Source organism: Pseudomonas sp. SGAir0191 (genome assembly GCF_002812565.2).
In the GTDB taxonomy this organism is placed as follows: domain Bacteria; phylum Pseudomonadota; class Gammaproteobacteria; order Pseudomonadales; family Pseudomonadaceae; genus Aquipseudomonas; species Aquipseudomonas parafulva_B.
In genome coordinates this window covers 5,010,592-5,022,968 of the sequence record NZ_CP025035.2, presented here as the reverse complement: position 1 = coordinate 5,022,968, position 12,377 = coordinate 5,010,592, and the positions used below count along the sequence as shown (strand labels likewise).

Sequence of the window (12,377 nt, the reverse complement as noted above, 5' to 3'; positions counted from 1 at the left end):
CACTTGAAAAGGCCCGTCAATCGACGGGCCTTTTGTCTATGCAATGCCTCAGTGCCTAAGCACCACAGGGTCCATAGGTGACCGCAGAATTACCGACTTTATGATCTTTTGCTCTTCTGGGTTGGCGTTTCTCCACAGGTGGGAGAAGTATTGGGCATTCACTTTTTCCTGGGCGCTCACACTGCCGGCGGCCTCAATGAATTGCATGGTCGAGTACACACAGAGCAGTGCCAGGATAAAGAATGCTGTCGCCACCACCATGACATAGCGCTTGGCCAGCACCGGTGCTTGCTTTAGCTCCAGGATCGAGGCATTCGCTGATTTTGTCGCGGCAGTGAGCTCCGAAATCAGCGGTTGGATGGCGGTCTCGACTCCACGAGCGGCAGCGGAATATGCCTCTGCCGCAGCGCGTATGGCGACCTCTTCGGCATTGGACCAGGCTTTCTCAGCCTTTCGTACCTCCTCCTGAATCTGCCGACTGACAAGGTCAACCTCCTCCACCAGCTCGTTCGACTTTTCCAGAACGGCGTTGCAGGCCCTGGTCTGGGAGGCCAGCTCATCGAGCTGAACTGTGAGTTTTTCAGTGCTTCGACGGAAGTCACCGATGGCAACAGCCCAAGACTCTATGTCATTCATGGCTATCTCCTAGGGCGGCCGGTAACGCCGCACTGATTTATTTTGTTAGATGTCAAATATGTAATTTAAGAAGCAGTTTGAAGTCACCCTCGGCACAAGCGAGGTAGACATGATCCTTCCAGATTTGCAGATTTGGCGCATCCCGCCAGCCGCCCAAATTACGGAATTGTAATTATTGACTCACCTTGTCGTTAGCTTCGCGTTCCTAAACTACAAACCAACAAAGGCCGTCAGTCAGGCAGGCCTAGTAAGAACCGAGGCACACAATGAAATTTGTCAAATCTATCGCTATTGGCAGCCTGCTGCTTGGTCTCGTGGGTACCGCTTACGCTGAAGGTGGTTACGAGCGAGCGAAACAGTTCCAGGAAAACTTCCGAAATGAACAGGCTCGCTTATGGAGCGACGATTCTTCGGACCAGAACAAACAACAAGTCGCTCAAGAGAAAAAGAAAGAAAGCAAGGATGGTAAGGAACAAGCCGATAACTAAACGGCGGTTAAATAGGACTTTAAATGACGAAAGCAATCGACAAAAAAGCCAGGGTAAAACCTGGTTTTTTTTGTGTCTGGAATTTTACCTTCGTTTGTACGAGGCGTTTCCGCATTACTGTCTCCGACCAGACCTTCGGTACCTTGCTTGGCGTCTTTCCAACGGCACAGCAACAGCTGACTGGCGTTCGCTTCGGTGATCTCGACACAGCCCAGGTTGGCAGGCAGCTCAGCATTGCTGTCGAGTAAGCGCCGGGACAGGTAGAATGAGCTGTCACGAGGCCACTTTGCTGGGTACTGGATGTTTTCGGACTTCCCGCTGCTGTAGAACTCCGAGGGATTCGAGCGGCGACCAGGGTAGATCAGAGGGGCCGATTGAGCACATTCAACCAGGCCTGAACGACATCTCGCTGGTTCTGAGGCCTCTGCATCAACACCCCGGCATAGATGATGTCGACGCCGATGATTGGCAGTATCAACGCTCGCGGCGGCGCCCTGGTGATCCTTCGGCCAACCTCATTGATCCGACCGGACAGGAGCAACGCCGAGACAGGTACAGAACCAGCGGCAGCCAGTCGATCAGCCCTAGTTTTCCTGCGAGCGCTCCGGCTCCGAGCAGGGCACCACAGATCAGCGCGAAAACCAGCTCGGTGTTCATGCCAAAGATGCCGTCGTGCTCATGGCTCAGCCCTTCATGCTCTGCTTGGTCATCTGGGCGTTCAAGCGAACTTTTCATAACTCGTCCCTTCTGGGGGGCAAGACTATAAACTGCTCTATGCAGTTGAAAGACATTACTGTTGTGTAGTTGAGATTTATTTCACAGCTAACCCAGGGGCAGTCATTAAGGCATCTAGCCTAAATGACGTTCATCGAGCTCAATAAAAAATGCCAGGCACTGCCTGGCATTTATGAATTCTCTAAGTATTCTACTCACAGCAATTACTACTTGTTGTTGATGCATTGCGAGTACATGGAGTAGCGAACCGTCTTAAGCGTACCCTGAGAGTCCTCGAAGGTCATCAATCGCGGGTAAACTTGGCAGGTACGCGGGTCTTGGGACTGACGCACGAATTTCGCAACATCGATCTTCATGCCGTAATTGTAGTCCTGGATCTCCGGCATCGGTTTGCCATTTCTCTCGGCATAGTTCGCTACAGCAGTCTGATGCTCCTTGATGTATTGCAGCTGCTTGCTTTCAGAGTAAGTATAAGCCTGCGAAGCCATCGAGAACATAACAAGTGCAGCAGCAACAATTAGCTTTTTCATAGGAACCTCTCAAATTCAAATCATCTCGGGCGTAACTTTAGCAACGCAGAGGCATCACCGGCATGACGAGAAACTTACAATTTTGAAAGGTAAGTGCATCTATTTCATATAAATCGAGTAGGAGGCGGGTTCACACCCGCCGTCCTCTCACACCACCGTGCGTACGGTTCCCTACACGGCGGTTCAGGCTATGCGGCTAAGCCGGTTGATCGTATCCAGTATCGAGACCAGTCCGAGTCGATCCCATAGCTTCTTCGGCAGCGCCTGATTCATATGAGATGCTCCCGAGTTCCACCATGGGCCTCGACCATTAGAGGCTGATTTGCAGGCACGCTCTTCACTTAGACCCAGGCGCATCAGGTTGCGCACCCTCGTAGAGGGCTGCTTCCATTGGCGCCAGATGGCACAGCGGAGTTTGTGCCTGAGCCAGCCATCCAGTTCCTCAAGTGGCCGTTTGCTCTGGCTGAGCTTGAAGTAACCCGCCCAGCCTCGTAATACAGGGTTTATCCGCTCGATGGTATTTGCCATCTTGCGACCCCGTGCACCGCGTAGCAGCTCTGCGAGCCGGTCGCGCAGGCGACCCAGGCTCATCGTTGCCACCCGCAGCCTTGGCTGCTGATGCCAGCTCATCCCATAGCCCAAGTAGTCACACTTCCAGGCTCTCGCGACTCGACTCTTCTTCTGATTCACCGTCAGTTTCAAACGTTGGTTCAGGAAGCGCTCGACACTGACCAGTACTCGCTCGCCAGCCCGAGGACTGCGCACATAAATGTTCGCGTCATCGGCATAGCGCACGAAGCGATGGCCCCGCCGCTCCAGTTCGCGGTCAAATTCATCGAGCAGGATATTCGACAGCAGCGGCGAGAGCGGGCCGCCTTGCGGCGTCCCTTCCTGCCGTGGGCTAACGACACCACCTGACATGACTCCCGCTTCAAGGTAGCGACGGATAAGCCTAAGTACGCACTTATCTTTGACCCGGCACTCGATACAGGCCATGAGGATGTCGTGGTTGACTCGATCGAAGAACTTTTCCAGATCGATTTCCACGCACCACCGATGTCCCGATGCCACATGGGCACGGGCCATCTCGACAGCTTGATGTGTGCTTCTGCCCGGACGGAAGCCATAACTGTAGTCCGAGAACAGTGGGTCGAAGATGAGCGTGAGCTGTTGCTGCAAGGCTTGCTGGATCAAGCGATCCACGAAGCTGGGGATTCCCAGTTGCCGTGTGCCGCCCTGCGGCTTGGGAATTTCAACCGCTCGCACTGCTTGTGGATGGTATTCACCGGCCAGTAGCCTGGCCTTGAGGGTTGGCCAATACTGTTTCATGTAGCCCGCCAAGTCAGCGACCGTCATGCCATCGGCACCCGGCGCTCCCTTGTTGCTGACCACGCGTTGATACGCACGTCTGAGGTTGGCCGGTGCAAGCACCCGCTCCATCAGCGTGTCCGGCTCCGCGTTCGTCCACGTCGCTGACGCCGCCGGCACCTTTGCACTGTCAGGCATCACCCTCGGCTTCTGGCCGGGATTCGGGATGACAGTTTCCGCTGTGGGAAATTTCTGCATTACGGCTACCAACGAGACAGTGACGCCTACTAGCGGCATAACCTGTTCGGCCCTTGGTGGCGCGGTTATCCGCCACTTACTACGGCTTCGGCTGACTTCTGCACGCTCATCCCGTCGCCTTTCGACGCGCGGTAGCACAATGGCAAACGTACAGATCTCCCAGGGTAATTCGCGTGACCTTCCTGCTTATGCCTGTCGGATTTACGTCACAGCGTTCCGTGCAAGTATTGGGCTTTGGCGATTGTTGCCGCCTAACCCCGCTGTGCCGCCTGATCCGCTTCCTGTTCGTCAGGCCAGCATTTTGCCTCGGGCTTCCTTCAGATTCGCAGTCGCCCGCGACACCCTTGCCTCCGGCTAACACTTCCCCTTGCCGGGTGTGTAGAGGACTTTCACCTCCAAGTCACCCGCTTGGCCACCACAGCCAAGCAGGTTGCGCTTACGCGCAACGCGCCATGCCTGGCGCACAACAAAAAACCCACAACGCGTGTTGTGGGTTTTTGTATCTGGGGGGATCAGCTTACGGCTTCTGCCTCGTCGCCGTCTTCATCCTTGCGATGTGCCCAATGATACAGGGCCGGCAGGACCAGCAAAGTCAGCGCGGTGGAGGAAAGGATCCCACCAATTACCACTGTAGCCAGAGGCCGTTGAACCTCCGCACCGGTACCGGTGGCCAAGGCCATTGGGATGAAGCCCAGGGACGCCACCAAGGCTGTCATCAACACTGGTCGCAGTCGGGTGAGTGCGCCTTCATCGACTGCCTGCCTGAGCGTTCGTCCCTCTTCTCGCAATCCGCGAATGAAGGCAATCATCACCAGGCCGTTCAGTACCGCGACGCCGGAGAGTGCGATGAAGCCTACCCCTGCCGAGATCGAGAGCGGGATATCACGCAGCCAAAGGGCCACGACCCCGCCAGTGAGAGCGAATGGAATACCGGTGAAGACCAGCATGCCGTCCTTCAGGTTGTTGAACATCAAGAACAGCAAGGTCATTACCAGCAGTAAGGCTACCGGAACCACAATCTGCAGGCGCTTGGCTGCCGACTGCAGCTGCTCGAACTGGCCGCCCCAACTGGTCCAGTAGCCTGCTGGAATTTCCACCTTCGTTGACAAGGTAGATGCCGCCTCATCAACGAACGACCCAAGGTCACGGCCCCGGACGTTGGCGCTTACAATAACCAAGCGCTTACCGTTCTCGCGGCTGATCTGGTTCGGGCCCAACTGCAAGTCCAGCTTAGCGACCTGCGAAAGTGGAATGAAACCGATCTGATTAGCGCCCTGAGCCGCATTGGCAGGCACAGGAATCAGCAAACTAGACATACCCGCGACGTCGGTGCGTACAGCCTCAGGCAGGCGCACCACCATGTCGAATCGGCGATCACCCTCGTACAACGTTCCCGCTGTACGACCACCCACAGCAATCGCGATCGAATTCTGCACGTCCGCAATGTTCAGGCCGTAGCGTGCTGCTTTTTCCCGGTCGATGTTAATGGTCAGCACTGGCAGACCTGTGGTCTGCTCAACCTTGACCTCCGAGGAGCCTGGTACCGCTTTGAGCGCTGCGGCGATCTTATTGGCCGTGCTGTTGAGCACATCCATGTCGTCACCATAAACCTTCACCGCAACATCGCTGCGCACCCCGGAGATCAGTTCGTTGAAACGAAGCTGGATAGGCTGGGAGAGTTCATAGTTACTGCCCGGGACACTGGCTGCCGCCTTTTGAACCTCGGCAATGAGCTCCTCCCGCGACTTGTCGGGATCGGCCCATTGGTCCTTTGGTTTGAGCATGACGTAAGCATCGGAGATATTCGGTGGCATTGGGTCAGAGGCGATTTCAGCCGTACCGGTTCGGCCGAACATACGCTCAACTTCCGGTACCTGCTCGATGACTGCTTTTTCCAAACGCTCCTGCATGTCCACCGACTGGCTGAGGCTAGTACCAGGTACGCGCAAGGCTTGAAGAGCGAAGTCCCCCTCACTGAGACTTGGGATGAACTCGCTCCCCATGCGACTGGCAAGTACACCGCTGAGAACGACCAGTGCTACTGCTGCGGAGAAAGCGATATTCCGATGCCCAAGCACCCACTGCAGCACAGGCTCATAACGCAGCCGCGCAGTGCGCATAACAACGCCCTCTTCCTCCTTGACCTTGCCAGTGACGAACATGGCGATCGCTGCCGGCACGAAGGTAACGGAGAGGATCATTGCACCCAATAGCGCCATCACAACGGTGAATGCCATGGGGTGGAACATTTTGCCCTCCACGCCGGTGAGGGCGAAGATAGGCAGGTACACCACCATAATGATCAGTTGCCCGAAGATCAGTGGCCGACGCGCTTCGCGGGCAGCAGCAAAGACCTCATGGAAGCGTTCGGTTTTGGTGAGCATACGGCCATGTTTGTGCTGCGCATGTGCTAATCGACGGATCGCGTTCTCCACGATGACCACGGCCCCGTCGACGATGATGCCGAAGTCGAGTGCGCCCAAACTCATTAGGTTGGCACTGACCTTGTTATTGAACATCCCTGTGAAGGTGAACAGCATGGACAGCGGGATCACCATCGCGGTGATCAACGCTGCACGGATGTTGCCGAGGAACAGGAACAGAATGGCGATAACCAGGATCGCACCTTCAACCAAGTTCTTCTTCACCGTCGCAATGGCTTTTTCAACCAAGTTGGTACGATCGTAAACGGTGACCGCAACCACGCCCTTTGGCAGAGTACGGTTGATGTCCGCAAGCTTCGCTGCGACAGCTTGGGACACAGTGCGGCTGTTCTCACCGATCAGCATGAATACTGTACCGAGCACGACCTCGCGGCCATTCTCAGTGGCAGCACCAGTACGAAGCTCCTTACCGATGCTGACGTCGGCGACGTTGCTGATGCGAATCGGTGCACCATCCACACTGGTGATTACGATGTTGGCGATGTCTTCGATGTTGCCGACTTGGCCCGGTGCACGAATGAGCAACTGCTCACCATTACGCTCGATGTAACCGGCGCCTACGTTGGCGTTGTTGCTTTCCAACGCGGCTACCAGATCATTCAGGGTCAACTTGTAGGTAGCCAGGCGCTTCGGATCCGGCGCAACCAGGAACTGCTTGGCAAAGCCACCGATGGTATTGATCTCTGCCACGCCAGGTACGTTGCGCAGCTGAGGCTTGATGATCCAGTCCTGGATTACCCGCAGGTCGGTGGGCGTGTAGGGCGTACCGTCTTCTTTGACCGCGCCCTCTTCGGCTTCAACGGTCCACAGGAAAATTTCGCCGAGGCCGGTTGAGACCGGGCCCATGACGGCATCTACGCCCTCTGGCAGCTGTTCCTTTGCAACCTGTAGCCGCTCATTGATCAGCTGGCGGGCAAAGAAGATGTCGGTGCCGTCCTTGAAAATCACGGTCACCTGAGACAGGCCCGAGCGAGACAGCGAACGGGTCTGCTGAAGACCTGGAAGACCAGCCATGGCCGTTTCAACTGGAAACGTGATCCGTTGCTCGGTTTCCAATGGGGAATAGCCAGGCGCTGCAGTGTTGATCTGCACCTGGACGTTGGTAATGTCAGGAACGGCATCGATCGGCAGCTTTTGGTAGCTGTAGATGCCGATACCGGCCATGATCAGGACAGCGATCATTACAACGATCCGCTGTTCAATGGCAAATCTGATGATACGTTCAAACATAAGAAATCATCCTGTCAGTTCGCATCAGTGACTGTGCTCGGCAGAGGCTTTGCCGAGCTCAGACTTGAGTGTGAAGCTGCCATTGGTAGCCACTTGAGCGCCCGCTTCGATGCCGTCCGTGATTTCCACGTACCCACTGTCACGGCGGCCCAGCTTTACTGGGCGGGTGTCGAAGCCCTCGGCGGTGCGTACGAAGACCGATGGTTTGTCCTCAACGGTCTGCACGGCGTGTTCCGGGACAGCCACCGCCACGCGATCAGTCTGGGACGTGACTGCGATGTTCACGAAAAGACCAGGACGCCAGGCCCCGTTGGGATTGGTCAACGTAACGCGGACGGTCGCTGCTCGGTTTTGCTCGCCCAACAGGCTGCCGACATAACCCACCTTGCCCTCGACCTCCACGTTCATGTCAGGTGAGGAAACCTTCACGGCGCGGCCGGTAGTGACCTTGGCCAAATCGGTAGGCGGTACAGCGAAAGTGGCCCAAACTTGGTTAAGGTCGGACAGAATAAAGGCGTTAGTCGCCTCGCTGACGACTTCCCCGACGGTCAAGTGTTTCTCCACCACTACGGCGTCAAAGGGAGCCCTGAGTTCGTAACGGTTACCGCCTACCGAATTGACCGAGGCACCGATCGCGCTGACTTTTTGCTTGGCGTTGGCCAGAGAGATTTCGGCTTCCTGCAGCGCCTGGCGAGCCTGGAGGTAGTCCTGCTCCGCAGAAATCTTGTCCTGCCAGAGCTGCTTCTCTCGGCTAAAAGTCACGCGCGCAAGTTCGACACGACGCTGAGCGGCTTGTTGCTCGCTGCGCAGGTCAGAGATCTGCTGGCTGGCAATCACCGCAAGGACTTGACCCTTCTTGACGGACTCACCCAAATTCGCCTGGACTGTTTCGACAACGCCTGGAACGCGAGGAACAACGTGCGCAGTGCGGTCCTCGTCAAAACGAATCTCACCCGGGAAGCTCACGACGGTTCCCAAATCACGAGGCGCTGCCGATTCCAGAGTCACGCCAGCTGCTTTGATCTGTTCAGCACTAAGGGTTAGCTTACCTTCTTCCTCACCGCCCTCTTCACTGTGGCCCTCCTCGCCATGACCTTCTTCACCGTGCCCATCTTCACTATGCTCCGCTTCACTGTTCTCTTTGTTAGCTGATCCGGCCTTCTTGTCATGGCCATGACCATCGTCAGCACCATGTTCTGCGTTAGTCGCCGCTTGTTGATCGGAACTGCTGTTCCAGGCGAGGCTGCCAAATCCAAGGATTGCCACAGCGGCTACCGCGAGGGCGATCTTGCGTTTGTTTTCCATTGCTACTCCTGCTGATCGTAGGCACCGGCAGGTTTAAACGCCGAGTGCCGAGAAAAATGTATGCCCCGTTCAGCGTGCGCCGGCGGTCGAGCCTACTTCGCCATAAACCCTTTCTACTTGCGCACGCGCATTGGTCGCCGCTGCCAGCGAGTCGAGATACTGGCCACGAGCAAGGATCAAGGTGCGCTGGGCGTCCAGTACTTCGATAAAGCCGAATTTCCCCATCTCGAATCCGCGGGTTGCGGTATCCACGGCCTGCTGGGCTGAGGGCAGAATGGTCTTGTCGTAGGACTCAACTTCTTGCATGGCGGTGGACCACTGGTTCAGCGCGGTTTGGGTTTGGGCGCGCAATCTCAACTCGACAGCGTTACGCAGGTCGCGGGCCTGATCGGCACGTCGAGAAGCGGAAAGAATGTTGCCTTGGTTACGATCAAACAGCGGCAAAGGCATGGACAGACCAACGACATTGACTCGCTCGCGCACCGAGCGGTCGTACTGGCTACCCACGCTTACCGTGAGGTTTGGAATACGCTGAGCTTTTTCTGCGCCAAGCGAGGCATCGCTCTTATCAATCTCCACCACTGCCTGCCGCATTTCCGGAGTCTGATCGAGCTTTGCCAGCAACTCTTCAGTGCGCGGCGGCAAGCCAGGAGACAAGGTTGGTGATTCAAGGCGATCGAATATGGTCACAGAACTCCCCGTGACTTGGGCGAGTTGCTGGTAAGCATTCGCTTTTTCCGTTTCGGCGCGACGGACCTGCAACCGGGCTTCAGCCAGTTGAACCTGGGCGCGGGTAGCCTCCACAGGTGAAGATTTACCTGCGCGAACTCGACCATCGACAATGCGAAGGCCGCGCTCAGTAAGTTCAAGGGATTGTTTAGCGAGGTCGAGTCCGGTTTGGGCTCGTAATGCAGCGTAAAACGCCTGCACGACGTCTGCACGCAGACCATTCACGCGTCGGTCCAGTTCCAGTTGTGCAACACTCTGGCCGTATGTGGCGACATCTACGCGGGCTCCCCGCTTACCACCGAGCTCCAAGGTCTGACTTAGCGTAACGGTCGTTGTGCTGGTGTTACGCCGTGTGTCCTCCATCTCATACGAGATTTCGGGGTTTGGAATCAGCCCGGCTTGCTTGCGCGCACCGTCCGCGATGCCGATTTCCTGACGTGCCGCCGCGAGGTCTGGGTTGGCATCCATTGCCGTCGACAGCGCTTGGGGCAAGCTGATGCTTTGGGCAAATGCGGTGGGTGCCAGCAACCCGGAAATCACCGCACAGAGAGCGGCAATTTTCCACGGTGAGACGTAGGTCTTGGATAAGACATTGCGGTTATACCGGAGCACTTTCTTGGTCCTCGTGCACAAACTTCGTTAGCTTGGCCAGAACGCCGAAATAGCTGCCAAGCCCCACTGGATTAGGTGATGGCACTCTAAAGAGCGGTAGCTATCAGAGGGGTGGCTAGAAAATTACAATTTCGTAAGAAAAGCTTGTAATGCCCGAAAACGCTGATGACACAGTCGAACCACCGAATTTCATTGCGAACGCGAGAGATGGCTAGCATGCGGCGTCAATGACCAAAATAACGACCAGATGACGAAATTGTAATTTTCCTATCACCATCCCGTTATCTTCCGCCTGCAAATATGAGCTCGGCGCTACGCGAGGCGCGCCGCCGGCTCAGAACTTATAACGACACCCGCGCCGGAAACATAATAAAAACTGCCGTAAATCAAAGGAGCATCGGATGAAAATCAAAGTACCACTGTATTTGGCGGCAGTTTCGGCGCTGTCTGGAAGCTATGCAGTTACTGCTCAAGCTGAAGATAAGCCCGAAGGTTTCATCGAAGGTAGCAGCCTTACAGTGCTCAACCGCAACTTCTATTTCAATCGTGATAACCGCGACAGCTCAGCTCCCACTTACAACAGCGGCAAGGGCAACACCAATGGCTACTCCGAGGCCTGGGCGCACGGGATCATCACCAAATTCAACTCTGGTTTTACCCAAGGGACGGTCGGCGTTGGTGTTGATGCCTTTGCCATGATAGGGCTTAAGCTCGATACTGGTGACGGGCGCAACGGCGGTCGTAGTTCATTCGACGTCATGCCTGTTGATAACAAAGGCGAAGCTCGCGACGAATACACCAAGGTTGGCGGGGCGGCTAAAGTTCGCTTGTTTGATACGGTCGTGAAAGTGGGTGATGTTTTCCCGTCGACGCCAGTTGTTGCATCAGGCGACTCGCGCCTGTTGCCTGAAAGCTTCCGCGGTGTGACCGTTGAGAACACCAGCATCCAGGGCCTCACCCTGCAGGGTGGCCGACTGCATGCGATGAGCCAGCCGGTCTCCAGCAATCTGAATGATAACTTCGCAACTTTCTACGGTGGCCCGGTTAACTCGCCTTGGGTAGGCTACGGTGGCGGTGATTACGCGATCAACGATAACTGGACCGTGAGCGTATACGCCAGTCAGTTGAAAGAAGTCTGGAACCAGTACTACGCTGGCACCAGCTTCGCCTATCCACTGAATGACGACCTTGCGCTGATTGGCGGCTTCAACTATTACAAAGCCGTGGATGAAGGGAAGCAGCGCCTAGGCGAGTTTGACAACGATATCTGGAGTGCCAAGGTCGGGGTCCGTTACGGCGCTCACACCCTGGCCCTGTCGCACCAACGCAACAACGGCGACGATGATTTCGACTACCTGCGTCAGTCAGACTCGATTTTCGTCGACAACTCTATCCAGTACAGCGACTTCAACTCGCCGAAAGAGCGTTCCTGGATGCTGCGCTACGACCTGAACTTCACCAGCTACGGCATTCCTGGTCTGACGTTCATGACCCGCTACGCTAGAGGCTCGGGCGCAGACTACTCGAACGCCAACCAGTTCTACATGCGCACCGACGCCAACGGTGATCCGCTCACCAATCAGAAACGTTGGGAGCGTGACGTAGAGGTTAAATATGTCGTGCAAACTGGTCCAGCAAAAGACCTGTCCTTCCGGTTGCGCCAGGCCACCACGCGTGCCACTGCATTCGAATCGGATCTGGATGAAACTCGTGTGATCATTGAGTACCCGCTTTCGATCCTGTGATTCTCTAAGGGGATCAGTTTATTCGTAAACTGGTCTCTTCAGAAAAATGTGCATTACGAATTCACCTTGAGTGGCTTAAGTGCTCCTTTGGTAAAAGGTGGATATTTGGCGCCCTTTGGGCGCCTTTTTTTTACCTAAAATTCAATCAACCGTTCGAGTGTACGCATTGCATGCCGGTGAAACTCATGGCTGCACCAATGACCAGTTTCCTCGACATGAGTAACTTCGCCGTCATCTGAACGGAACAAAGTCAACACAAAGAAGAAAACAACCACATACTTCATAAGGTCAAATTACCTATTGGAGAGAGGGCCCGCACCTGTCGAACCCAAACCGCGAAAAGATATACCTCCAGAC

General features: G+C 55.6%; 8 protein-coding genes and 2 pseudogenes. 2 read left to right on the top strand and 8 right to left on the bottom strand.

The window, feature by feature from the left end:
* Positions 1-48: 48 nt before the first annotated feature.
* The gene (locus CWR53_RS22630) at positions 49-636 is read right to left on the bottom strand and encodes a hypothetical protein (protein WP_094010857.1); all 588 of its coding nucleotides are present in this window, start codon (positions 634-636) and stop codon (positions 49-51) included.
* 266 nt (positions 637-902) lie between these two features.
* On the opposite strand from CWR53_RS22630, the gene CWR53_RS22625 reads away from it, so the two are divergent.
* Positions 903-1,124: a hypothetical protein gene (locus CWR53_RS22625; RefSeq protein WP_100852541.1), complete on the top strand. Its 222-nt coding sequence runs from the start codon at positions 903-905 to the stop codon at positions 1,122-1,124.
* Between the two features lie 86 nt (positions 1,125-1,210).
* On the opposite strand, the pseudogene CWR53_RS23370 reads toward CWR53_RS22625, so the two are convergent.
* From CWR53_RS23370 to CWR53_RS22580, 7 genes and pseudogenes are all read right to left on the bottom strand, one after another.
* Positions 1,211-1,683 (bottom strand): annotated as a pseudogene (locus CWR53_RS23370) (phospholipid carrier-dependent glycosyltransferase); the annotation flags it as partial.
* Positions 1,671-1,859: pseudogene (locus CWR53_RS22615) on the bottom strand (hypothetical protein); the annotation flags it as partial. The pseudogenes CWR53_RS22615 and CWR53_RS23370, both read right to left, overlap by 13 nt.
* A gap of 206 nt (positions 1,860-2,065) precedes the next feature.
* Entirely contained in the window at positions 2,066-2,389 is a 324-nt protein-coding gene (locus CWR53_RS22610; RefSeq protein WP_013974877.1) for a DUF2790 domain-containing protein, read from the bottom strand.
* Positions 2,390-2,572: 183 nt separating this feature from the next.
* Positions 2,573-3,994: a group II intron reverse transcriptase/maturase gene (gene ltrA, locus CWR53_RS22600; RefSeq protein ID WP_100852540.1), complete on the bottom strand. Its 1,422-nt coding sequence runs from the start codon at positions 3,992-3,994 to the stop codon at positions 2,573-2,575.
* 473 nt (positions 3,995-4,467) lie between these two features.
* The gene (locus CWR53_RS22590) at positions 4,468-7,629 is read right to left on the bottom strand and encodes a CusA/CzcA family heavy metal efflux RND transporter (protein WP_100852539.1); all 3,162 of its coding nucleotides are present in this window, start codon (positions 7,627-7,629) and stop codon (positions 4,468-4,470) included.
* 24 nt (positions 7,630-7,653) lie between these two features.
* Positions 7,654-8,934 carry an efflux RND transporter periplasmic adaptor subunit gene (locus tag CWR53_RS22585; RefSeq protein WP_013974879.1) on the bottom strand — a complete coding sequence of 427 codons (1,281 nt, stop codon included), beginning with the start codon at positions 8,932-8,934 and terminating at the stop codon, positions 7,654-7,656.
* A gap of 69 nt (positions 8,935-9,003) precedes the next feature.
* Positions 9,004-10,275: a TolC family protein gene (locus tag CWR53_RS22580; protein WP_080563836.1), complete on the bottom strand. Its 1,272-nt coding sequence runs from the start codon at positions 10,273-10,275 to the stop codon at positions 9,004-9,006.
* 401 nt (positions 10,276-10,676) lie between these two features.
* Here CWR53_RS22580 and CWR53_RS22575 point away from each other — a divergent pair, with 401 nt between their 5' ends.
* Complete coding sequence (locus CWR53_RS22575) at positions 10,677-12,020, top strand: OprD family porin (protein ID WP_013974881.1); 1,344 nt, start codon at positions 10,677-10,679, stop codon at positions 12,018-12,020.
* Positions 12,021-12,377 lie beyond the last annotated feature (357 nt).

Excerpts from the sequence above, each read along its gene's own strand:
- CWR53_RS22630 (WP_094010857.1), bottom strand. The coding sequence starts at position 636 with ATGAATGACATAGAGTCTTGGGCTGTTGCCATCGGTGACTTCCGTCGA.
- CWR53_RS22625 (WP_100852541.1), top strand. The coding sequence starts at position 903 with ATGAAATTTGTCAAATCTATCGCTATTGGCAGCCTGCTGCTTGGTCTC.
- CWR53_RS22610 (WP_013974877.1), bottom strand. The coding sequence starts at position 2,389 with ATGAAAAAGCTAATTGTTGCTGCTGCACTTGTTATGTTCTCGATGGCT.
- ltrA (WP_100852540.1), bottom strand. The coding sequence starts at position 3,994 with ATGCCGCTAGTAGGCGTCACTGTCTCGTTGGTAGCCGTAATGCAGAAA.
- CWR53_RS22590 (WP_100852539.1), bottom strand. The coding sequence starts at position 7,629 with ATGTTTGAACGTATCATCAGATTTGCCATTGAACAGCGGATCGTTGTA.
- CWR53_RS22585 (WP_013974879.1), bottom strand. The coding sequence starts at position 8,934 with ATGGAAAACAAACGCAAGATCGCCCTCGCGGTAGCCGCTGTGGCAATC.
- CWR53_RS22575 (WP_013974881.1), top strand. The coding sequence starts at position 10,677 with ATGAAAATCAAAGTACCACTGTATTTGGCGGCAGTTTCGGCGCTGTCT.